Annotated in this window: 18 protein-coding genes; 1 reads left to right on the top strand and 17 read right to left on the bottom strand. The window is 41.1% G+C overall.

Annotated features, from left to right (window positions below; translation table 11 throughout):
* Positions 1-21 precede the first annotated feature (21 nt).
* From ACFOZY_RS05860 to ACFOZY_RS05935, 16 genes are all read right to left on the bottom strand, one after another.
* Positions 22-1,449 carry an S-layer homology domain-containing protein gene (locus ACFOZY_RS05860; protein WP_378153279.1) on the bottom strand — a complete coding sequence of 476 codons (1,428 nt, stop codon included), beginning with the start codon at positions 1,447-1,449 and terminating at the stop codon, positions 22-24.
* A 27-nt stretch (positions 1,450-1,476) separates the two neighbouring features.
* On the bottom strand, positions 1,477-3,090 hold the full coding sequence (locus ACFOZY_RS05865; RefSeq protein WP_378153282.1) for a hypothetical protein: 1,614 nt from the start codon (positions 3,088-3,090) through the stop codon (positions 1,477-1,479).
* 277 nt (positions 3,091-3,367) lie between these two features.
* Positions 3,368-5,722 (bottom strand): bifunctional 2',3'-cyclic-nucleotide 2'-phosphodiesterase/3'-nucleotidase, encoded by a 2,355-nt coding sequence (locus tag ACFOZY_RS05870; RefSeq protein ID WP_378153285.1) that lies wholly within the window; start codon positions 5,720-5,722, stop codon positions 3,368-3,370.
* A gap of 162 nt (positions 5,723-5,884) precedes the next feature.
* Entirely contained in the window at positions 5,885-6,523 is a 639-nt protein-coding gene (locus ACFOZY_RS05875; protein WP_378153287.1) for an S-layer homology domain-containing protein, read from the bottom strand.
* Positions 6,524-6,677: 154 nt separating this feature from the next.
* A complete protein-coding gene (locus ACFOZY_RS05880; protein ID WP_378153289.1) occupies positions 6,678-7,610 on the bottom strand; it encodes an AEC family transporter in 933 nt (310 codons plus the stop codon).
* A 119-nt stretch (positions 7,611-7,729) separates the two neighbouring features.
* The gene (locus ACFOZY_RS05885) at positions 7,730-8,365 is read right to left on the bottom strand and encodes a GntR family transcriptional regulator (RefSeq protein WP_378153291.1); all 636 of its coding nucleotides are present in this window, start codon (positions 8,363-8,365) and stop codon (positions 7,730-7,732) included.
* A gap of 16 nt (positions 8,366-8,381) precedes the next feature.
* On the bottom strand, positions 8,382-9,188 hold the full coding sequence (locus ACFOZY_RS05890) for a carbon-nitrogen hydrolase family protein (RefSeq protein WP_378153293.1): 807 nt from the start codon (positions 9,186-9,188) through the stop codon (positions 8,382-8,384).
* A gap of 19 nt (positions 9,189-9,207) precedes the next feature.
* Positions 9,208-10,494 (bottom strand): TRAP transporter large permease, encoded by a 1,287-nt coding sequence (locus ACFOZY_RS05895; protein ID WP_378153295.1) that lies wholly within the window; start codon positions 10,492-10,494, stop codon positions 9,208-9,210.
* 1 nt (position 10,495) lies between these two features.
* Positions 10,496-10,990 carry a TRAP transporter small permease gene (locus tag ACFOZY_RS05900; RefSeq protein ID WP_378153297.1) on the bottom strand — a complete coding sequence of 165 codons (495 nt, stop codon included), beginning with the start codon at positions 10,988-10,990 and terminating at the stop codon, positions 10,496-10,498.
* 13 nt (positions 10,991-11,003) lie between these two features.
* Complete coding sequence (locus ACFOZY_RS05905; protein WP_378153299.1) at positions 11,004-12,011, bottom strand: DctP family TRAP transporter solute-binding subunit; 1,008 nt, start codon at positions 12,009-12,011, stop codon at positions 11,004-11,006.
* Positions 12,012-12,025: 14 nt separating this feature from the next.
* A complete protein-coding gene (locus ACFOZY_RS05910) occupies positions 12,026-12,700 on the bottom strand; it encodes an RraA family protein (RefSeq protein WP_378153301.1) in 675 nt (224 codons plus the stop codon).
* 218 nt (positions 12,701-12,918) lie between these two features.
* Complete coding sequence (locus ACFOZY_RS05915) at positions 12,919-13,569, bottom strand: hypothetical protein (protein ID WP_378153303.1); 651 nt, start codon at positions 13,567-13,569, stop codon at positions 12,919-12,921.
* A 33-nt stretch (positions 13,570-13,602) separates the two neighbouring features.
* On the bottom strand, positions 13,603-14,214 hold the full coding sequence (sipW, locus tag ACFOZY_RS05920) for a signal peptidase I SipW (protein WP_378153305.1): 612 nt from the start codon (positions 14,212-14,214) through the stop codon (positions 13,603-13,605).
* Complete coding sequence (locus ACFOZY_RS05925; RefSeq protein ID WP_378153307.1) at positions 14,204-15,526, bottom strand: SipW-dependent-type signal peptide-containing protein; 1,323 nt, start codon at positions 15,524-15,526, stop codon at positions 14,204-14,206. The genes sipW and ACFOZY_RS05925 overlap by 11 nt, the downstream gene beginning before the upstream one ends.
* 160 nt (positions 15,527-15,686) lie before the next feature.
* On the bottom strand, positions 15,687-16,280 hold the full coding sequence (locus ACFOZY_RS05930; protein WP_378153309.1) for a TasA family protein: 594 nt from the start codon (positions 16,278-16,280) through the stop codon (positions 15,687-15,689).
* 671 nt (positions 16,281-16,951) lie between these two features.
* On the bottom strand, positions 16,952-18,172 hold the full coding sequence (locus ACFOZY_RS05935) for a polysaccharide deacetylase family protein (protein ID WP_378153311.1): 1,221 nt from the start codon (positions 18,170-18,172) through the stop codon (positions 16,952-16,954).
* A 373-nt stretch (positions 18,173-18,545) separates the two neighbouring features.
* On the opposite strand from ACFOZY_RS05935, the gene ACFOZY_RS05940 reads away from it, so the two are divergent.
* On the top strand, positions 18,546-21,971 hold the full coding sequence (locus ACFOZY_RS05940) for an S-layer homology domain-containing protein (RefSeq protein ID WP_378153313.1): 3,426 nt from the start codon (positions 18,546-18,548) through the stop codon (positions 21,969-21,971).
* A 57-nt stretch (positions 21,972-22,028) separates the two neighbouring features.
* On the opposite strand, the gene galE is transcribed toward ACFOZY_RS05940, so the two are convergent.
* On the bottom strand, positions 22,029-23,030 hold the full coding sequence (gene galE, locus ACFOZY_RS05945) for a UDP-glucose 4-epimerase GalE (RefSeq protein ID WP_378153315.1): 1,002 nt from the start codon (positions 23,028-23,030) through the stop codon (positions 22,029-22,031).
* Between the last annotated feature and the right edge of the window lie 17 nt (positions 23,031-23,047).

Raw genomic sequence — 23,047 nt, forward strand, 5'->3', positions numbered from 1 at the left:
AAACAATTTCCGTCCAATCAATTAATAGAAGAAAATATCTTCCCGATAGTTTTGCTTTAAGTCGTTTTCCAAGAAGTTCAGGAATCTCACCATGATAATGGAAGCTTCTGCGCGGGTGATCGGCTGATCCGGATTGAAGCGGCCGTTACGGTCACCTTGGATGAGTCCGATTTCAGTGGAAACATAGACTGCATCCTTACCCCATGCTGGAATCTTTCCGTTGTCCGTAAAGTTCAATTTATAACCTGGTGTCGGTGCACGGCCTTCCATTCCCAATGAACGCATCATGATGGCAACCGCCTGCATGCGGGTAATAGGTCCGTCCGGTACGAATTTGTCCGGTGTGACACCGTTGATAACCCCTTTTTCCACCGCACTCTGGATGTATCGGTAATTCGGGTCTTTTATACTGACATCTTTGAAGATCGACTTCGTTGCAGTCTTCTTCGGTTCTTCCAATACGCGAAGGTCCACTCCTCTTAACACTCCGACTGCAAATTGATAGCGGGTCATCGGTGTGTTCGGAGAGAAAAACTGGGAGGACTCATCGTAAATCCCCAAGGAGTACAGCTTTTCGATATCCTCTCTCGCACTGGAGTATGTTAAATCACGGAACTTCGGTACAATTAGTCGTTCAATCTTTGGCGTCATTTCTTGGGATAGCTTGATCTTCCCTTTTGACCCGTATTGTAAATCATACGTGTACTCACTCACCATATTGGAAGTGCTGATCACTGCATGGCCTCCCTTAAAACTTGAAAGGTCCGGCTCATTCGGCTCATATTCCAACACACGCGATTTGCTGTCGGATACTTTGCTCGTCACAAAGCCTTCTCGGCCGCTCGCTGTCACGATGTGGTGTTCCATGATTTGAGTTTCTGTCGCACCCCAGAAGTTTTCATAGCCCATCGTGCGGCCAGTCAAATTCACCGTTAACAGCTCTTCAGACTTCGTGGCACGATTGGCGACTTTATAAATCTTCCGCGCGATGACATTTCCAGAATAATAATCGGAAGCTGGACGATGATCGCTGACTACCCCTTTTGAAAATTGATAATCATCGAGGGTGTAAGTCCAGTCTTTGCCGATCGTCACTTTCTCGGTATAACTTTTCACGGACGTTTGGGAAGTGGATTGTCCTTTATCCGCATGGTCATCCACTTCAGTCGTATAAACTACGCTGCGTGTCAGCTTATCACCAGCTGCACTCGAGAGAGTAAACTTATACGTCGTCGTGATCGTGCCCCTGCTTTCCCTCTCTGTCACGGTTGCCTTTCCCTTGAAATTAATAGGATACCCCGTTAAGAAGAACACTTCCTCATATTCATATTCATTCGCCACGCCGCCGTAGTAATCCAAAGGCTTCGCTTCAGCTTTGGGTGAAACTAAAAACAATGCTATTACCATTAATCCAACTAAAACTACTTTATTACCTATTCGATTCATCATGCTGTCTCATATCATCCTTTCATCCAATCAGTCCACTAACAGGAAGCGTCCTGTTCCATACGATTCATGCAAGAGATACACACGGTCGCCTTCTTCAATGTCATCTACCGTTATTACTTTGCCATCCTTGATGATCATGGCATCTCCGATATTCATATAAGTCAACATTGATGCGTTGCTCCATGCGCTGTTCTTCCATTCGCTCACATTTCGCACGTCAATGTAGTCCGTGTAATAGTTCCAGTATGTAGAATCGACGACACCAACTGACACACGGGAAGCGGATGGAATACTCCAGCCAGTCAGCTGAGCAGCAATTAATTGCCCTTCAGCAACGTAGAAGTAGCCCCATTGGTTGTTATAATTCTTCAAATCCACTGCTTGCATCGGGGCATTATAGTAATTCCGTACGGCTGACGTGTCGTTACTATAGGAGAAACTCCGGTCTGTCACGTTTTGCCACTTATTGTAAGATAGCTGTTTAACACCTTTTAACTTTACTGTATATGGATCAGCCGAACTGATTTGTCCGTAATAGAGTGAATGTGCAGCCAAATTCGGACTTTGGAATCCGTCGTTCGTGTAGTCGATCACCATAGCTGTTTCACTGTAACGGGCACCATCGGTTACAACGAATGAAGTACCAAGACCCAACAGACTATCCGGACTGATTAACCGTCCATTCCGAATTAAGATGGTTCCATCATGAAATGGCACATACCCAACATTTCGTACATACACCGATTGATAGCTCGTGAATGGCAGCACCCCATAATACGACCGCTCATTCGCTTTTTTGATGACCATCTTTTCGATAACTTCATTCCCGAACTTTTCTACCGTTACATAGTAGACTTCGTGTCCCTTATATTTTCGTAGCTGTTCATGATTGATTTTCAGATTCCCGTAGTAGATTGGAATATCTTTTGAATAGGCATAGCTGTTGTTAGTCGAATACGTACTAAACCATCCCCAATTCCGATACACCTTTTCGTCCTTCACGACGAGTTTATTCGTGGTAGGCTCAATCTGCTGAATCGTTCCCTTATACAGATTCGTGATTTTGACTCCGTCTTCTTGAATATCCAGCCTGCTAATCGTCGTGGAGTTCGTACCCGTGACGGAGAATTTCACTCTATCCCCTTCGAAAAGGGCACCTAAAGTCACTTTTGAGTTTCCTTTATAAATCAAACTCTTTGATGATAAAACATATGTACTCGTCTTGCCATTCGATAATTTAACTGAAATCGATTGTCCATAACGGTCAACCTTGCTAACTAATCCGTCGATTTTCGTCCCTTGAGTAATGGATCCGCCTGGTTGAGTAGCTGAAAATCCGCGTAATGCCTTCACACGGTTTTTCTCCACATCCGCTTCAAGCTTCATCCCCAACTTGAACGCATCAAGTTTCGTAGAAATGCCATCGACCGAAAGCTTTGTATATTTGTCGATCGCATATTTCACATTCTTGCCTTGGGAATTCTTAATCGTAACCGTGTTTTTATCCACTTGGATATCCTTGTACTGAACACTGACAAACGTACCTTTTACAGTAGTACTTGCCAACACAGCACTATGGCCGAAGAAGATTAATAAAATGGATAAAAACATAATCAGACCAATGAATCGTCTCTGTCTCACTCATCCTGCCCCCCAACTATTTCAAAACCGTTACTACTTATATCGGCTTCAATCGGGCTCGATGAAGGGAAATGTGGAAATTCATTAGGAAAAAGGAGCTACCGATTTTGTTATCATGTTCCAAAGGTCGCCTCTATTCAAAAAATGAATCAAGAAGTTTTCAGGTAATCGACACGTATGTAGTAGTAGTCCACAAAATTCCCAGACATCCACCCTTCCCAACAAAAAAACAGCCGGGTAGTCTCAATGACTCCCGGCCGTTTTCAATTCCACTCTCTTATTTCAATGAGTACTTGCCAAATCCATCTGTACCTTCACCGATGAATTTGATGTTGCTGTCTGCCGGCAAGACGTCGACTGCTTTCTTCGATGATTCGAAGACTACGTTTGTGCCTGCAGGAAGTTTTGCAAATTTCCAGTTGCCGTCAGCGGATGGGTCGATTGTTTTCTCTTCTAAGATGTAATCGATGATTGCTTGACGGTTTTCATCCGGATACACTTCAACATATGTGTTGTTACGTACGCCTGGGAATGTTCCGTTTGCACGGTAGTTGTTTGTTGCCACGATGAATTCTTGCTTCGGATTAATCGGCTTGCCATCAAATTGCAAGTTCACGATACGGGAAGCTTTTTCATTTACCAAGTTACCATCTGGATCATACTTCGCCGGCTGTGTTACATCGATTTCGTACGTGACGCCATCAATGACGTCGTAGTTATATGAACGGAAATCTGTGTTGATCAATTGTTGTTCGCCTGTTTTTGCCGGGTCGATCTGATTGAATTGACCAGCTGACATTTCAAGCCATTCTTTCACGTCAGCGCCTGTTACTTTCAGAATTGCAAGCGTGTTGTCATACAAATAAAGGTCAGCTACGTTTTTAATTGCCAATTCGCCTTTCGGAACGAATGTGTAGTAATCAGGATCGCTGCGTGTACCTGCTTTAAACGGTGCGCCTGCTGAAAGGACTGCAAGGTTTTCATTCGCAGTTCCTTTGATTTTATTTTGAACATATGCTTTTTGTGCATCTGTTACGATTTGGATTGATGGGTCATCTTGAACTTGTGAGAAGTAGCTATGGATATCAGCAGTTGTTTCACCGACTGCCTGACGAACATATTTGATCGTCCCTTCATGTGCATCCTTCACTGCCTTAACAATTGAAGCATCCACATCAGAAGCATCCTTCGCTATTGCACGAACTTCTGCTTGAGAGCTTACAACATCCCACTCTTTGCCTTTTTGCTTCAACTTCAAGTCAATAACTCCTAAGTGGCTGCCATATTTACCAGGCATAACAATCGGAACACCATTCATTGTGCCTTTTTCAACATCGACGTTAGTCAATGCAGCGTTGACTTTACCTGGGAATACGCTGTGCGCATGTCCGGTAATAATCGCGTCAACACCTTTTACTTTAGACAGTAAGTATGTTACATCCTCTTCGCCCTCTTCGTGAGTCGCATCGCCGAATCCGGAGTGAGAAAGAACGACAATGACATCAGCACCTGCTTTTTCCATTTGAGCAACTGCAGATTCTACCGCCTTCACGGAGTCATCAACTGTCACTTTACCTTCCAAGTGAGACTTGTCCCACTTCAAGATTTGAGGAGGAACGATTCCTGTAACACCTACTTGGATTGTCGATTTCTTCCCTTTGGAATCCACTACATCCTTCTCGATCATGACAAATGGATCATACTTAAAGTTACCAGTCTTCGCATCACGGATGTTAGCATTTACGTAAGGGAAGTCTGCATCATCCATCACTTCGTCCAAATAGTCGAGACCATAGTTGAACTCATGGTTACCAAGAGTCGCACCATCATATCCTAACAATTCCATTACTGTTACAGAAGGATGTTCTTCCCCATCTTCCAATTTATCTACTGCTTGTTTGTAAGAACCGAGTGGAGTACCTTGGATGGAATCTCCGTTATCAAACAGCAATGTGTTTGAAACTTCTTTACGTGCTTGTTTGATCAATGTTGCGGTCTTAGCTAATCCAAGCCCTTGTGTTTCCACATCTTTATAATAGTCATAGTTTACGATATTCGTATGGATATCCGAAGTTCCCAAAATCCGTAGAGACACTAATGGTTGGGAATTCTTGAACTCTTGCAAGAAACGTTCCAATACTTTTTGCATTTCGTGCTTGCTGATGATGTTTTGAGGATTAATCGTTTTGTTCGTGTGGCCTTTCAATAGACCTAAGCCGACTGCCTTAGATAACTCATCGCGGCTCGACTTGCCGATTTTGTTGCTGTCCTTGAATTGCTTCAACACGTCTTCAGAGAACGACTTGTCCGACTCGATACCGCGAGTTGTAATAACAAATGCATGTTCACGGGTAATCTTGTCATTTGGTGCAAACTTCGTCGGCGTCTTCCCTTCGATTAACTTCAGTTCAATCGCCTTTTCGATGTACGGCTTAAGTGAAGCCGGCACATCTGTGAACTTCACTGACTTTCCAGTGCCAAGTTCAACCCCCATTTGTTCAATTAATTCTTTAACAAACTCTCCGCGCGTTACACCTGAATCTTTCGGTGCAGCTAAACCAGCGCCAGCGACACCACTCGTCGCTAAGGATAGCGCCAAAACAGATGCCGAAACCTTCTTCCACATATGCATGTGTTAGAACCCCCAATAATTGAAATTTTAAATCATTTATATTATAGCAAATGGTTGTTTAATAGATAGTAGGACTTTGTAAACGTTTTCTTTCATTTTCGTAAAAATTTCTTACATAAAAAAGCCAGCTTGTTTATCTTAAACGAACTGACTTTCATTAACTTATTGATTCTTCCCTCTCGACATCTCGGCACGATATAAGAACATCGCCATTTGGCCACGATCGACAAAGTTATTAGGAGAGTATTGATCTTCTGATGTTCCCGAAGCGATATTTCGATCAATGAGTCCTTGAAGATAAGGAGCATAATATGCGTTTGCATCTACATCTTTAAACTTTCCTGATTTCCAAGGTTGCCTTTCAATCTGGTATGCATGAGCGATCAGTTTCGCCATTTGTCCTCGTTGGAGTTTGTCAGTCACGCCAAATGTACCATCACCATAACCATCCATTAGTCCGTGATACTTCAATACAGCAATATACGGATAAAATTCATGATCGGTAGGTACATCACTGAAGTTGGGATTTGGAACTTTTTCACCGGGATCCAAATTGATAGCACGGACCACCATCTTGGCAGCTTGTCCGCGTGTCACTTCATCATACGGTCGAAATGTCCCATCGTTAAAACCATGGATGACTTCTGATTCATGGAGCCCCATTACTGCTTCATAAGACTTCATACTTGGGTTCATATCACTATAAGGAGATTCTTGCGCTAAAACATTTGACCCCAAAAATGTACTAATTATTAATCCGAAAACTGCGACAACAGACAAAAGTCTTACTCTCTTACCCATTTCAACTTCCTCCATTCATTTAAGTAGGTATCCACTACTATAAATAGACAGAGTCAGCTATGCCAAAACCTATAAAACTATAAAATACGACAAAGGTAGTATGCACTAAGAACAGACTACCCGTTTCAATCACATTGCGGCACCTCTCAACCCCTTAAACCCATCCAACAACAAAAATCATCACAGGTATTGTCACTAATCCTAATAAAATGGAGATAGCCGTCATCAACGCGCCACTTTCAGCATCTGCAGAATACTTAGCAAAAAGAACAGATGTTAACGTCAACGTTGGCATCATCGCCTGAATGATGATTGTTTGAGACATCGTTCCATCCATAGCCGTAAAACCTAACATTAATGCGACAATCAAAGGCAAGATAATGAGTTTGATGGTAAGTGGAAGCCAGAGCGTTTTCTTGACCTTTTCAAAATTGGTGACCTTCAGATTCATGATTAAGAAGCCGATGTAGAACATAGCCAACGGGGCAGCGAGCGCAGCCAATCGGTCAAAAAGGTCGATGAAAAGTACTGGCGGTCGTAATTGAAAGTAGGAGAGCAACAACCCTACTACTATGGCAATGATCGGTAGATTGATCATCGCTTTGAGTGTACCTATTCCAGACTGTTTTCCCCGTTGCAAGAGCATGACAGCAACGGTCCAAATGGTGAAATCGACTCCAGCGTCGAAGATTGCCGCATATAACGCTCCTTCTGGACCTAATAACACAGCACATAGCGGTATGCCGATAAAAGCAGTATTCCCCAGCCCTGCTACAATTCCGATTTCTGCTCGACGTAACCGATCTTCGATGAAAAATGAAGAGCCAAACCAGCCAAGAAAAATACCCACTACATTAATAATTACGGATAGAGCAAATACAACCATCATATTCTTGAACAATCGATCATCCATTTCAACATGGAAAATACTTGAAAGAATGATGCACGGCATAGCTACATTGAAGATTAGACTTATGAACATCCGCTGAGTATCGCCAGTTAAAGGTGTCCATCTTGAGAGAATCGCTCCGATGGCGATCATAATAGCGATTAATGAAATTGAGCTAACAACAGCCATTTGTTCCATTTGCCACTCACCTCCCTCTCTTTCTCCTTCAAAAAAGAACCTGTGCCTTTTCATTGGTTAAGGGGGACTACCAAACTAAACCCTTTTTCCTCAGAAACTACACAGATTCTCTCACTCAACTATCTAAAATAGAAATCTCGGCCACCTAAAACATGTCGCTCCAATGCTTTTACAGCTCCATTGAAATCTTTTTGTACCAACAAAGCATTAATTTCCTCATGCTCTTGTATAGATTTCTTGAGCCGGAATGTTTCACGATTGAACACTTTCATCCCGTGCTGAATCAGCCTGTCGCTAATATTATTCAGTGTTCGGACAAAGTGATGATTATCATAAATCTTTAAAAAGGATTCATGATACTCTAAATCGAGCTTCAAAAACTCGTATACATCCAATCGTTCAACTGCATCCTTCTGCAGCTCCACATTCGCCTTCAAATCAGCTATGTGCCGATCAGTCAATAATTCAGCAATCCGCTCCATCGAATAGACCTCAATTGCCACTCGGACATGCATGAGGTCACTCGCTTCCTTTAACGTAATTTCCTTAATATACACTCCACGCTTCGGGATAATTTCAAGGAATTCCTCATTTTGAAGACGTTGAAGTGCTTCACGGATCGGCGTCCTGCTCATCTGGAGAGTATCGACAAGTTCATTCTCAGAAATGACCCTTCCCTCGAGTTCACCCATAATGAGCAACTTTTTTATTTTTTCATATGCAATTTCTTTCAAGTACATCTTCGTTGTGGTCATTTAAACACCAACTATCTTAATAATACTGAGGTTTGCGGTGAGTAAGGCAAGGAATACTCTCCCTTGCACTCTTTACCCGTTCTTCCTCCAGTTCCGCATAGATGACGCCTTCTTTTTCGGGTGCTCTTGCTACGACCGTTCCCCATGGATCGATGATCATACTGTTTCCGTAGCAAACTTTACCCGGCAAATGGCTGCCAATCTGTCCTGCTGCTATAACATAGCATTGGTTCTCGATTGCACGAGCTCGTAATAGTGTTTCCCAGTGAAGCATTCCCGTATATTGAGTAAACGCCGCCGGAAGAAATAGAATATTACAGCCTTCCAATGCATACTTCCTAAACAATTCCGGGAATCTCAAATCATAGCAGATGGCCATTCCAGCCTTACCAAACGGCAGTTCCACCATTTCGGACGAATCCCCGCCTTCGATACTGTTCGATTCCATATAGGAAGAGACTCCATTGATAGCAATGTCAAATAAATGAATTTTATGGTACTTCCCTATTATTTTACCATTTGGAGCGATTACAAGGCTCGTATTATATGATTTTTGCTCCGAATGCTTTTCGATCATACTACCAGCGTGGATATAAATTTCGTTTTGTTTAGCCAAGTCGCTTAATAGCTCTACAGTTTGGCCATTTGCAATTTCTTCTGCGTTCGCCAGTTTCCCCGCCTCTTCGCCCATATAGTTGAAGTATTCCGGCAAGGAAACAAGAGTTGCTCCGTTGTCAGCCGCCTGGCGAATGAAGCCCTCAGCCTTTTGTAGATTTTCTTCTTTATTCGACTTTGTATTCATTTGAACAACTGCAACTTTCATAGTCAACACCCTTTCGACGTTACTTGCCTCCTAATATAGAAGGTAGCCATAGTGAGATTTGAGGGAAGTACGTAATCAATAACAAAGCGATAAAAAGCGGTATATAGAAAGGAATGACGCTTTTCACTACACTTTCAAACGAAACCTTCCCGACCCGGCTCATAACATATAAACCAAGTCCAACTGGTGGGGTAATCATTCCAATCAGTAAGTTGTAGCACATGACGATTCCGAAATGGATTCGGTCAATGCCTAAACTATCAATAATCGGTAATAATATCGGAAGCATAATCAGTTTGATCGGGATCCCTTCCATAATACTTCCTAAGAAAAGCAACAGAATATTGATAAGTAACAGCATTAAGAATTTATTCTCCGTCAAGCTCAACAAGAAGTCTGACAATAGTACCGGTAATTGCTCAGCCGAAATAATCCAGCCCATCGCTGTCCCGACACCGATCAAGAACATGATTAATGCCGTTGAGTTGATCGAAGCCATGAATGCATCTTTCAAGTTTTTGAAATCGAATTCCTTATAGATCACTGCACAGAACAAGGAATAGATGACTGCAATTACTCCTGCCTCAGTAGGAGTGACGACACCGCCAAGCATTCCACCTAAAATGACTGCTGGCGCCAACAATGCCCAAAATCCGTCCTTCAGTGTACGGCCGACTTCCTTTATCGAGAACGTTTCCGGTTCAGGGACGACAATTGTGCCACGGATTGCTCCTATATGTACATAAACCGACAAAGTCAATGCAATTAGCAGTCCTGGTATGATTCCAGCGATGAACAATTTCTCTACCGACACTTCTGCCAAGTATGCATAGACAATGAGCGGTACACTTGGCGGTATGATGGCCCCGATTACGGAAGAAGCCAACGTCAAAGCAGCACTGAATGGCTTTGTATAGCCTTTTCGCACCATCGCTTTCATTTCGATAGCTCCAAGTCCTGCTTGGTCACCTACAGCCGTTCCGGAAATACCCGAAAAGATGACGCTCGCAAAGATGTTAACTTGTGCAAGCCCCGCACGAATATGACCTAACAAGGCCGCACAGAAATCAAAGATTCGTTGAGTAATACCTGCTGAATTCATTAAGTTACCTGCTAAGATGAATAACGGAATTGCTAATAGTGTGTAACCCTTGATCCCTTCAACTAACATTAGTGACAATACTTCCGACGTATAGCCACCCATCAGTAGGGCGACTAACGTCGAAAGTGCCATTGCGAAGGAAACCGGGAAACCGATTGCCAGTAATACTAAGAACACAACGAACATCGTTATACCAAGGACCATTTCAATCTACCTCCTCAGCCGGGAAAGGATCCATCTTCCCTTTTAAAATGAGGAAGAACTGATTGATCGATACGACCACCAATAATAACAATAGCAATACAAGCGGTGCATAGAACCATGCGGAAGCCGCCTTCATAATGAGCGTCTTCTTTTCCATGTGGCTTATCGTTAATTTCGTAGAGTAAAAGAGCATTGCGCCTGTGATGAAGGTCAGCAGCACACTGTTAAATAAGCCGACCATGCGCTGCTTCCCCTCATCCAACTTTTTAACCAAGAAGGTAATCATAATATCTTCGCGGTCAACGACCAGCTTGCCAAAGCCTAAGAATGTAATCCAACACACCAAAATAGATGCGAATTCCTGTGACCAGACAAACGAATTATGGAAGAAGTAGCGTGAAACGATTTCCATAGTCAATATGCCGATGAGTGCGATAAAACAGATTAAAGCGACGAAGGAGTAACCTAAAGCTAAACGTTTTAACCATTTATCCAACTAAGCCACCGCCTCATTTCAAAGATTTGATTTGGTCGACATAACCCTTCGGAAGTTTCCCTTCCTCTTCCAACTGGTAATGGTAATCGGAGAACGCATCCACCCATTCCTGCTTGTCGATTTCAAAGATTTCAATTCCGTGCTCTGACTTCATTAGTTCCAAATGTTCCTTAACTTCTTTATCTGTTAACTCTGCAGCTTTTTCTCCTGCCTCATTTGCAGCATCAATCAGGATTTGCTGGTGTTCCTCTGATAAGCCTGAGAATTTATCTTCACTTATGGCGATTACTACATCCTGAGGATACTCATCAATCACTGTCATATATGGTGCCACTTCTGTAAATTTCATCGGCCATACAAGTGAAATCGGAGAAGTAACCGCATCCACCAGGTTTTGTTTCAATGCAAGATAGGTCTCTGTCCAAGCCACTACAGTTGGTTTTGCTCCAACCGACTCATAAGCTGCAGAATAGAATGCAGATTCGAAAGAACGGATTTTCAATCCCTTCAAATCTTCTACAGACTTAATCGGTTCTTTAGATAGGAGTACACGATATGGTCCACGGATGAAATTCCGTTCCGTATTAAGAATCCGCACTCCATTGTCAATCAGATTCTTATTAATTTCCTCTCCCATTTCGCCAGTATTGAATTTCGTGTAGTGGTCATAATCACTGAACAAATATGGAATACTACTCACTTCAATATTTGAATCGAAGTCCGAGAAATACGTCGCTCCTTCTGCATACATATCCTGTGTACCGAGAAGCATGTTATCAATTTGAGTCGTCCCTTTTCCTAATTGCTCAGCAGGATAAACTTTTACTACAAGAGATCCATCGCTTTTTTCCTTAACAAGATCAGCGAAATGCTGGAATGTCTGGCCTTCCGCAGTATCCTCAGGCATTTTCGTGCCAAGCTTTAACTCAACTACTTCCCCAGCTGCTTCACCATCCTCACTGCAAGCGCTTACAACGAAAAGTGAAAATAATGCTACTAACATGAACGTAAACTTCTTCATCCTCATCATCTCCCTTATTTTAATGAAAAATAGGAATCTACTAAACTTCCTGCCTTTGTAATATCAGCTAACAACTCACCAGAATCTAAACGTTTCTTTGTATGTGGTTCCCTTGCTTCACTTTCTTCTGCCTTTGCCAATACTTCTTCATAATTTACTTCTTGTCCCATTACCAAAACACCATTATCATCAGCAACAATGACATCCCCAGGCTTCACTGTTACGCCGCCACATTGAATGATTGTATTGATTTCTCCGCTTTGACCGTATAGTTTCGTTGTAATTGGTGACAATCCCGTTGCAAATACCGGTATGCCAATTTCACGAATCGCTTGAATGTCTGTACATGGTCCATCAATAATAATTCCGACAACCTTCCGTACATTTGCCGCATATGCGACCATTTCCCCCACACATGCATGCTTCACATCACCAGTTCGGTCAATGACGATGACATCCCCTTCTCCTGCCATACTGACCGCCTTATGTACCATTGTTGAATCATTGACGCTTGTCCGAACCGTGAAAGCCGTACCCACCACTTTTACATCTTGCAGCATAGACTTTACAGTTGGATCCATGAATCCATAGTGTAAGTTATGGCCAATCGTAGCAGGCTCTACACGCTCAAACCTCTCACGTAATTCCTCTGTTAAATTAGTATTTTGCACTTTCTCGTTGATAATCAATGTAACTGCCTCCCCTTAAGTTCATCTTGTATACAAGTTATATAATAAATGAATGCGTTTTCAAAAACAATATAATTATTAGATTTTTTTATTTTATCAGTTAAATTAATAATTAAACTTTTGAATATATGAAAAACTATAGGCAATGGAAAAAGCCCTGCAGAGTCCTCCACAAGGCTTTAAATCATTGTACGAATAAATTATTTTAGATTCTGGCACTAAAAACTCATTCTGTAACGTCTGATGAACATAAACACAATTCCACTTGCCACAAGCAAAGAACCGAATAACATCAGTTTAACTATTTTTGACATCGGGTTAGTTGGGCTGGACAAGTCTGTTGGTCCGAAACTGGCAACCTGTCCTTCTGTCATGACATAAACCGGAGGGCTAGCTTTTCCTTCGGCTATAAAAGAGAAAGCAAAATCTGACACAAGCCCTTGAAATTCATTTCCAAGATGTTCTGGAAAACGAATCGTGATCTCTAAATTTTCTTCGGTACTACTTGTAAGTTCTCGTTCTGGCAATGCTATGAATGCAGCCATTTTCCCTTGATACAATTCTGTATCGCCTGCTTTAATTTCCAGCATCAGCTCATTGAAAAGCTTTTCATCTCCACTGTTCTGTAACTGCATTTGGTAGACAAAATCTTTGCTTCCCGAATTCTGAACTGTAATGGTCCGTGGTGCCCAATCACCAGGTTTCATGTTGCTAATATCAAATAAATTTTCTTTTGGTGAAATACTGATGACTAGTTCATTTTCAGCAGCCTTGTCGTTTTTCTCATCTGCAAATACACTCGGTGTGGGATAGAAACTGATCACGCTAATCAATAGAAGAAGGGGGAATAATCGATAGAATTTAGTCATGCTAATGCCTCCTTACATGTTCTATTGACTAATTCATGAAGTACTTTTCTCGCCATCTTCTCCTACGATATTCACTTGGTTTTTCGGACGCAATTCCATCACAGATAGAACTTTCCAAATCGTAAATGCGGAGTAGATCAGCAACAGGAATCCAGGTATTAACAGTAATAATGCTCCATTTTTAGACTGCGCAAAATTAATGAAGTATCCCACGTAAGGTAATGTGAAACCGGTGTATTCCGCAACTACATTCTCAGAAAGCACTGGATTCATATCCTCCGCATTGTTGTTATCCCCTTTTGTCCGGTAAAGTACAGAGTCGCCACTTTTGACTACCTCAGTAATTCTGTGTGTAATCAGCATGTCTTCCTCAGCTTGGAATGTAATGACATCTCCTTTTTGAAAGTCTTTTTTATCTTCGGCCAATTTTACTGCAATGATTGATCCCGTTAGAATCCCCGGCTCCATGGATCCCGAAAGCACTGTTTTTAACTGGTAACCGAAAACTTGCGGTTCTCCTCCAGAGGCTTTCGATATAACAACTAAGGTAGCTACGGTAATTAGCAGAACCATCAATATGCCGGAAACAATATTATTTACCCACTTTTTTATCTTTTGATTTTTCGATTTCTTATTATTTCTCATTTGGATCACCTTCCTCTTTCTCTTTGTTTTTTTCTTGTTCTAAAACGTTCATTTCATCGTCGTCTCTCTTTATATCAATACTATTATTTGAAGCTTCCTCTTTTTTAGAATCCTGATCTGTTGGGTTCTTTTCATTCGATTTGTTTACAGATTCATCTTTAGAGTCGGGTTGTTGACTTTCATTATTAGATTTCTGTTGGTCATTCTTAGAGTCCGGTTGTTGTTGACTTTCATCATTAGACTTCTGTGGGTCTTCCCCATTTACCTTTCCCTCGGCTTCTTTCGCTGCTGCTTTTTCTATTTCATCTTGTTTCACGTTTATCTGTTCAGTTGTTTCTTCATCTATGGCCGCTTTATTTTCTTCAGTTACTTCATTCGCTTTATCTTCTTTATCTTTGCAGTCTACTTTGACTTCCGTACTTAAAGAAGTATCCTGTTCATTCTCTTCTAAAAGGCTACCATCTTCGTTCTTACAACCAATCTCGACTGCCGTATCTGCTGGATCCTCTTCAACTATTCCCTTAGTACCATCCGCTTCTTCCTCACAGTCACTCACATATTCACCGCTTGAACTTCCAGCGCTTTCGCTTTCCTCTACTGGAATATCAACTGTGTTTTCGGAATCCACATTATTTTCCTCGCCCGATACTGCATCACTTACAGTTTCTTCTATAGGACTATCTACTGTGGTGTCAGGATCAACATTATTTTCCTCACCAGCTAACGCTTCATTTTCGGTTTCTTCTATAGAATTATCAACTGTGTTTGCGAGATGAACATTATATTCCTCGTCCAATAATGCATCATTTTCACTTTCTTCTATAGGGTTATCGACTGTGTTGTCAGAATCCACATTATTTTCCTCGCCCGATACTGCATCATTTTCACTTTCTTCTATAGAATTATCGACTGTGTTTTCGGGAGCAACATTATTTTCCTCAACCGATAAGGCATCATTTTCGCTTTCTTCTATAGGATTATCGATTGTGTTTTCGGGAGCAACAGTATTTTCCTCGCCAGATAGTCCATCATTTCCGGTTTCTATATTAGAATCTTCATCTTTATCCTCACTATTAAATTCGGTTCCCTCACTCGAACCCTCTTCAATTGTAGAATCTTGACCACATCCAACTTCCCATGTACCGGCAGTTATTATCTGGGTAATCTCCGACTGGCTACTGAAATATGCGGATGTATTAGACGTCATATAACTGGTTCCAAAGATGGCTAAGTAACAAATGAATACTATTTTTGAAATCAGAAAAAGATCGTATTTCTTTTTCTTATATCTGCGTCTACGTTTCTTTTTCAAACCGATTCCACCTTTCAAATTGGATCGTTGTCATTGCTTAAATATATTCCTCAAAACACAAAAAATCTTTATGCGCTGAGAAATATATATAAGGAAGGGCACAGATGGATTAGTGAAATAAAAATAAGGGAGGAGAAGGGCTCTCCTCCCGGGTCATGTGTTATTTCAAAGTTCCTTCTGTTTGTTTCGCGTCGAATGTCCATTCAAGTTTTAAAGAATCTCCTTGGAAAACATTTTGATCTTTGCCATTGTCAGCAAATTCGAACAGAACTACAAGATCATCAGAAGATTTTGCTTTTATTCCATCTCTTTCTCCGTACCAACTATATAAATTATTGACAACGTCTGTTTTACCTAGTTCCTTTAAAGTAGTTTCATAAATAACCGTAGAGTTTTTGTCATAATTGTGAAGGAATTTTACCCTAATATGTTCACCAAAGTCTGCGCCTGCATTGTTGCCGTTCGCATCAGCAACTGTATACTTTGAAGTTAAAAGTACTTTGGATACATCTAGGGAGCCAGTGTTATTCAGCTTAAAGTTCCGTAGCATATAGTCACCAGGTTTAAGATTGCTTACATCAATAATTGCATTTGCTGCGTCATTACCTGCAACATTAATATCCAATGTACCTGCAGCGAAACTACTGTTATTTACTTCCACGTCGTTGAAGTAAGCATAAGTTCCTCCACCGATCAAGCTAATAGCCATTGCACCTGTTAAAATACCCGCAGTTAATTTTGATTTAATACCCATTTTAATTTCCTCCAATTAGTTTAAGTTTTTTGTTATTACCCTTTAAAGCTTTGTTTCGAAGTTCACTTTTGCTACTAATAAAATAGGCTTGGTTTCAATCCCACTCCATAGTCCAAAAGCAGTTTACTCCGTGTTCCTTTTTGTCCGCAGTGGTTTATTACCTTAGTCTGAGAAGTAGTCGGCCAAGTCACTCATTGCATAGTTAGTTCCTCAGCTTTTAAGAGTGATAGATAAAATAAGTATGAGACCACTTTTCCTTATGCGTTTCTAAATTTAAGCAACATTTCCTATGTCATTTACTGCCTCCTTCACACTCGTTTTGATCACTTGCAATGGAACTAAGTTTAGTATAATCAGCCCTAGGCATTTCAGCCTCCCTCTAATGGATAATTTTTGACATATCAGTTTTCTACTTTTGGATAGTTTCTTCGTTATACTTTCGTACACCAAAACTGACAAACTAATAAAAAATAACCCTGCAGAGATTTTCTCTCCACAGGGCTTTTGGAATCATTCTTCTTGCATTGTAACTGATTGATGTTCCCGCCGGTACTTTGCTTATTCTTTTGTTGGCCATAAAAAATCACCCCACAAAGTAAGAGTTGCCCATAAGGGATTCTTTCAACATCTACTTTTAAGGGGTGCAGTTCACTCAAGAGGGAATCTACCTACTATTTATATTCACCCAGTAATTTCAATTCAAATTCTTTAATCGTATGTTCGGGTGCGATGCCCTGTCTCTTCAATTCATAGAACGAGTCTCCCATTTTCACATTTCCTGTTTTGGTTGTGAAGGCCATTTCAATACCGGCTGCTTTCGCTGCTTGAATGGTCGTTTCGTTGTAATGACCGAATGGGTAGGCTAAGTACTTGATGTTTGAAGTGTCATGGTCAAATGCTTTTGCAAGCTGTGTTTTTCCTTTTTCCAAATCGTCATAGATTTCTTCATATGACTTCGTGACGAATTGACCCATATTCGTTCCTGGCGTTAAGTTATGCATATAAAACGCATGATGTTGGTAATCGAAAACATCGCTAGTCTCTTTGATTTCTTTCAATCCAACGTATTGGAATGACTTGATATCCCAAGGGGCAGCTTGCTGATGAATCTTACCGGTAATGGTGAATGAAGTCGCTTTGAATCCATAGTCTTTCAGCATCGGGTATGCATACTTTACAGTGGAAGTAATCCCATCATCAAAAGTGATTACTACTGTTTTTGCCGGCAAGTTCACGTTTCCTAAAAGCCATTGCTGGAGTTCCTGCAAACTAATCGTATGCCAGCCATTTTTCTTAAGATATCGCATTTCCTCTTTGAATTGTTCTACATCAATGACCATACGGTTCGATGCATGTGGAGATTCCATCTTCCCTTCTACCATATGGTGGTACATTAATACCGGGACTCCGGTGTCTACTTTCACATCACTTTTTGGAACCGTTCCTTCAAGACCTCCAAAATTCACTACATATGTATCTTTCAGTTCCTCAATTACAGGAACCCTTACATCCTTACTTATAAAACCTATGTATTTATTCTCATGACTGACAATCGTTCTTTTTTCGGTAATGACTGTGGCTACACTAATATCATTAATAGTTGCAATCTTCACTTGATCTTCAGACAACACAGCAGATGATTTCGCAACACTTAACACATCATTCCCGAATACGATGTGATAATTTTTTTCATCTTCTCCTGCGACTTTGTAACTCATTCCTTTCAAAAGTGTTGCAACTCCTACCTTTTGGCCATCTATTAGATGGTATGCAGGAGCGTTGGATTTTAAGGTGATTGTCCCTAAAGTAGCTCCCTTCACTTGGTGCTCAAAGTTCATAGACAATAAGAAAATCATGCCCATGACAAATAAAACCCGATATACTTTTTTCATTGTTCATTTCCCCTAATTTCTTCTCTTTTATATCTATGGTACTACTACTTTAGTTATAAATAAAGGAAATTTTTACATTTTACCAGGAGTAAATGGAAAATGGCTCCTATCAATAAATAAGATCCACGTCTGTTTTTAATTGAATGATTACTACATCATCTGAATTGAATAGGCATTTGGACCACTCAGTCTCTTGGGTCTTTCTTATACTTTTTGTCCAATTACTAAATTCTTGTAATTTTTGCCCCGACAACCTAATAAACTTCAAAGAATAACTTGTCTTCTTGTCCCAATTACAAAAGTTCTTTCGCCTTGAAACTTTAATCGTATCTCTCCGTCTAATATTCGGAATAACAAATTAGGAGGTTTCTTATTGGTCACTAAGCACAAAAACTGGAAGCTGCTAACGTCGGCTGCTGTGCTGACGAGTGCCGTTGTGGCACCTATTGCAGTTACTGCGGCTCCCACATATTTCAGGGATGTCCCCCCGTCTCATGTCGCGTATGACTCCATCATGTATTTGTCTGGCAAAGGCGTTATTAACGGGTATGCTGATGGGACATTCCGTCCGGCTGCAAAAGTGACGCGCGGTCAGGCTGCCAAGATTTTAGCGACTTCGCTCCAATTGGATTTGAACAATGTCCGAAATCCTTATTTCCGTGATGTCCCAACTTCCCATGGGTTCTATAAGTACATTGCGGCTCTCCACCAAGCTGGCATTATCGATGGATTCTCCAATGGGAATTTCGGCGTGGATGACCCGTTGAACCGAGGACAAATGGCGAAGATTTTGGCGCTCGCCTATGGTTTCGATAAACAGCCGCTCCGTTCTGCAAAGTTCACCGATGTTTCAAGAAACGCTTTTTACGCTGACTATCTTCAATCCCTCATCGATCACCGGATTACGTTTGGCGTAACCACCACCCGCTTTGCACCCGGTCAGCTAGTAGATCGCGGACAAATGGCGATGTTCGTCCATCGTAGTGAACTGGCAACGAACCGGAACGACACGGTGAATGCGACGATTTCTACCTTTGACGGCTACTCATTAACGACAGACAAAGGAACATACGACATCCCATCTTCCCTGCGTCCATTATTCAATTGGCAAAACTACAATGCATTAAGAAATGCAAAAATCTCCTTCGACCAGGAGCGGAATACCATCACATCCATCACACAATTAGAACTCCGCAATTCCGGTACTGCATCCAATCCGGTTACATTATACGGCGGCAATACCGTTCTTAACGGTAACTTAGTCATTGATGCCGAATACCTCAATATTAAGGATTTAACTGTCAATAAAAACCTCACATTTTACTATGGAACACAATCCAATTTCACAGGCGACACACTAAACATAAAAGGAACCACTTCCATCAGCGACTACAACACAGTTTCCAATCGAACTACTAACTACACCTTCAATAACTCCACTCTAAATACCGTCCAACTATCCAAAGCAAACGTTAACTTTACACTGTCAAAACAATCATTCGCACAATCGATTACATTTAAGGCAAATGCAGCAGTGAGAACAAACGATACTTCCCGTCTTAGCGAGGTTTCAGTAGAAGGAACAACAACCGAAGCATCCATTTATGCAAATGTTTCGAAGCTGTCTGCCTCAACGACAAGAGATGTTTCGATTAACGGCTCCGGCACGATTTCAAACTTTTACACCCTGACGAACCGACTTGTAACAATTAATACAGTTGGAACCGTCTCGACTTTAGATATCCCGAAAGATGGTTACGTACAATTGGGATCCCAGACGTATGTATCGAATGTACTGCTCCCTTGGAATGTTTCCATTAAAAATGTGATCCGAAATTATGACTCTGCTAAATACCGGATTGAGCGGATCAACGGTAGTAAAAACCCAGATCATACGCCACCTTACACACCACCGCCTGTTTACCCAGATATTAATATTTTAAGTGCATCCATGAATACAAACGGAGTCATCTCTATGGGATTTGATCAGCAGCCGACGAAGTTCATCATGTCATCAACTGCCCCTATGAACTCTAACGACTACGTGACGAATCGAAACTTGGAACTAGCGAACCTATCGATTAGAAATGGAAGTTATACGAAAGGAGAAGCCGGAACTTATTCGTGGAATGAAGGAAGAAACCGCTATTCCACAGACAATTCCATTGTCTCGGGAAGCGGTGATTGGAAAACGGTTCGGTTCTTCGAGGATTCCCGCTTCAGAGAAACGGTATTTGAATTCACTTATCGCGTGAACAACAGAGGGTTTGATTTCTTCACGGACTTTACTGAGGATAAGACCACGTTCCTCAATAACACGACATTCTCAGTCTTAGGCACAAGAGGTTCCTATGACTCCATTGCCGGGTCGAAAATTAAGGCACCTATTGTATCCGGTACCGTTACAAACGAAGAAGAATTGCTAAGAGCACTATCAGCGAAACTACCGGAAATCAATATCATTCGGGACATTACACTAACTCAAAAAGTAACCGCCAACTATCCGAACGTAAAAATCTACTCTACAAATGGTGCATCCATCAAAGTTTCCGACAAACTGTCATACAGAGCAAATGAAGCAGTGATCACTTTCACTGAAAACGCCAGAAATGCAAAATGGCAAAATCTGAAGTTAGTCGGTCACTCCAACACTCGGGGACATGGAGTACTTGTCTACACCGAAAATATGACATTTGATAACTCTGAAATCTCGAATTTTGAAGGCTTTAATATCTTGAGTGAAAATGCTGCATCACTCTCTCTGAACAAAGTAAAATTGGCGAACTCATCTAATGGCGGAATGCAGGTTTATACGACCAGGAACACAACTGTTAACCTTACCAATGTGGAAACGGCCGATAACCAGTTAGGTGCCATTCAATTTGTCGCAAACAGAGGTAATAGCAAAATCACAGTCAACGGATCAGGCAATCAGCATAATGATGGATACAAAGGAGAAATCGCTCCTGCTTTCTGGGTAGATGGAGATGTCAACTTTAAGCTTTCAGACATGTACCTCTACACGAAAATCCAAAATAAGTACTACCATATCGACAATGAACCGGAATTTTCTTATGCCTTCTCTGAAATTAAGAAAGAAAATAATAACAAACCTGACCTGAACATCGCCAACAACTTTACAACGAATAAGCCGCTCCATATTAACGATGCAGTGACTATCAACGGGAATGGAAAAACCATCACAATTAATTCCGACAAAGACCCTTCAAAATCAGTAGAAGGATTATGGATCAGTTCATCCGTCATCATCGATAATCTGAACTTTACTGCCACAGACAAGATGAAAGATCATTTAATTGAAGTAAACGGTAAAGGAGCTTCATTAGCACTCTCCAACTCAACCCTAAAAGACTCCACATTGGCAGCTATTTATGTAGGGAGTACATCCAATAAAGAGACAAACGAAAAACTGACTCTCAAGGGTGAACTTGCATTCACAAATAATGTATTAGGCGGGGTCGGTTCAGTAAATCGAGCTGAGATTGACGCTTCAAAAGCGAATATTAAGTATTCACCCTCTAAAGAAACTGACAATAAAATCTACGTAGAGAAAAATCAAATCTTTAAAGATAAGAGGAAAAACCCTAAAGATAGAAAGAAAAATCATAACGACGACTATATCGAGGTAGAACCAATTTTATGGGCAGAATCGTTGGATGTTGAATTTAAGCTTCCGGATAAGGATAAGTATGATTCGTATAAAATTTATAGATATAAGAACAGAAAATATTTAACTGACAACAATTCTCGTGCCACAGAGATTATCTATAGTAAGTAAGCAAATAGCCTTCCGATATTTTCGGAAGGCCTTCATACATTTCAGATATTTTCCCATTTAGACAAACTCTAAATTATTCTTCTCAAATCGCCAAGCATCTCTGCACATCGTAATCAAGTCACGCTTAGCATCCCAACCTAGTTCCCTCTTTACTTTTGAAGCATCAGCATAGCATGAAGCGATATCCCCAGGTCTCCGTTCTTCAAATTCATAAGGGACTTCAATGCCATTTGCATCTTCAAAAGCCTTTACTAACTCTAATACACTAGTACCTTTCCCGGTTCCCAAGTTATATACATGAACACCTTCAGCTATGTTTTCAAGTGCAGCAACATGGCCCTCAGCAAGATCCACTACATGAATATAATCGCGAACCCCGGTTCCATCCAACGTTGGGTAGTCATTACCAAAGATTCTTAATTTCTCAAGTTTACCTTTTGCTACTTGAGTTACATACGGCATTAAGTTATTCGGGATTCCATTCGGTGCTTCCCCAATTAAGCCACTCTCATGAGCTCCAATTGGATTGAAATATCGTAGAAGTGAAACGGAAAAGGCCGAATTGGCTTTTGCAACATCCGTTAAAATCCGCTCACTCATTGCTTTCGTTTCGCCATAAGGATTCGTCGTGGGTAATAAATCCATTGACTCTTCAAATGGTACTTTATTATCTCCGTACACTGTTGCTGATGAGCTAAAGACAAATCGATTGACATTATACTTCTGACAAGCTTTTGTTAAAACCATTGTACTTACGATGTTATTGTAATAATATTTTAGTGGTTTTTCTACTGATTCGCCAACCGCTTTAAGACCAGCAAAATGAATAACTCCATCAAACTTGTTATTTCTGAAAATACTATCAACAGATTCTGCATCTGTTACATCAATCTCGTAAAAAGTAACTTCTCTATCAGATATATCCATGATTTTCATAACAGTCTCACTCTTACTATTAGAAAGATTATCAGTTATAATGACTGAATGCCCTGCCTCCAACAAAGCAACACAGGTATGCGAGCCTATATATCCAGCGCCGCCTGTTACTAGTATGTTCATTCCAGTTCCACCATCCT

It is taken from the genome of Chungangia koreensis, from assembly GCF_042651785.1.
Lineage (GTDB): Bacteria > Bacillota > Bacilli > Bacillales_A > Planococcaceae > Chungangia > Chungangia koreensis.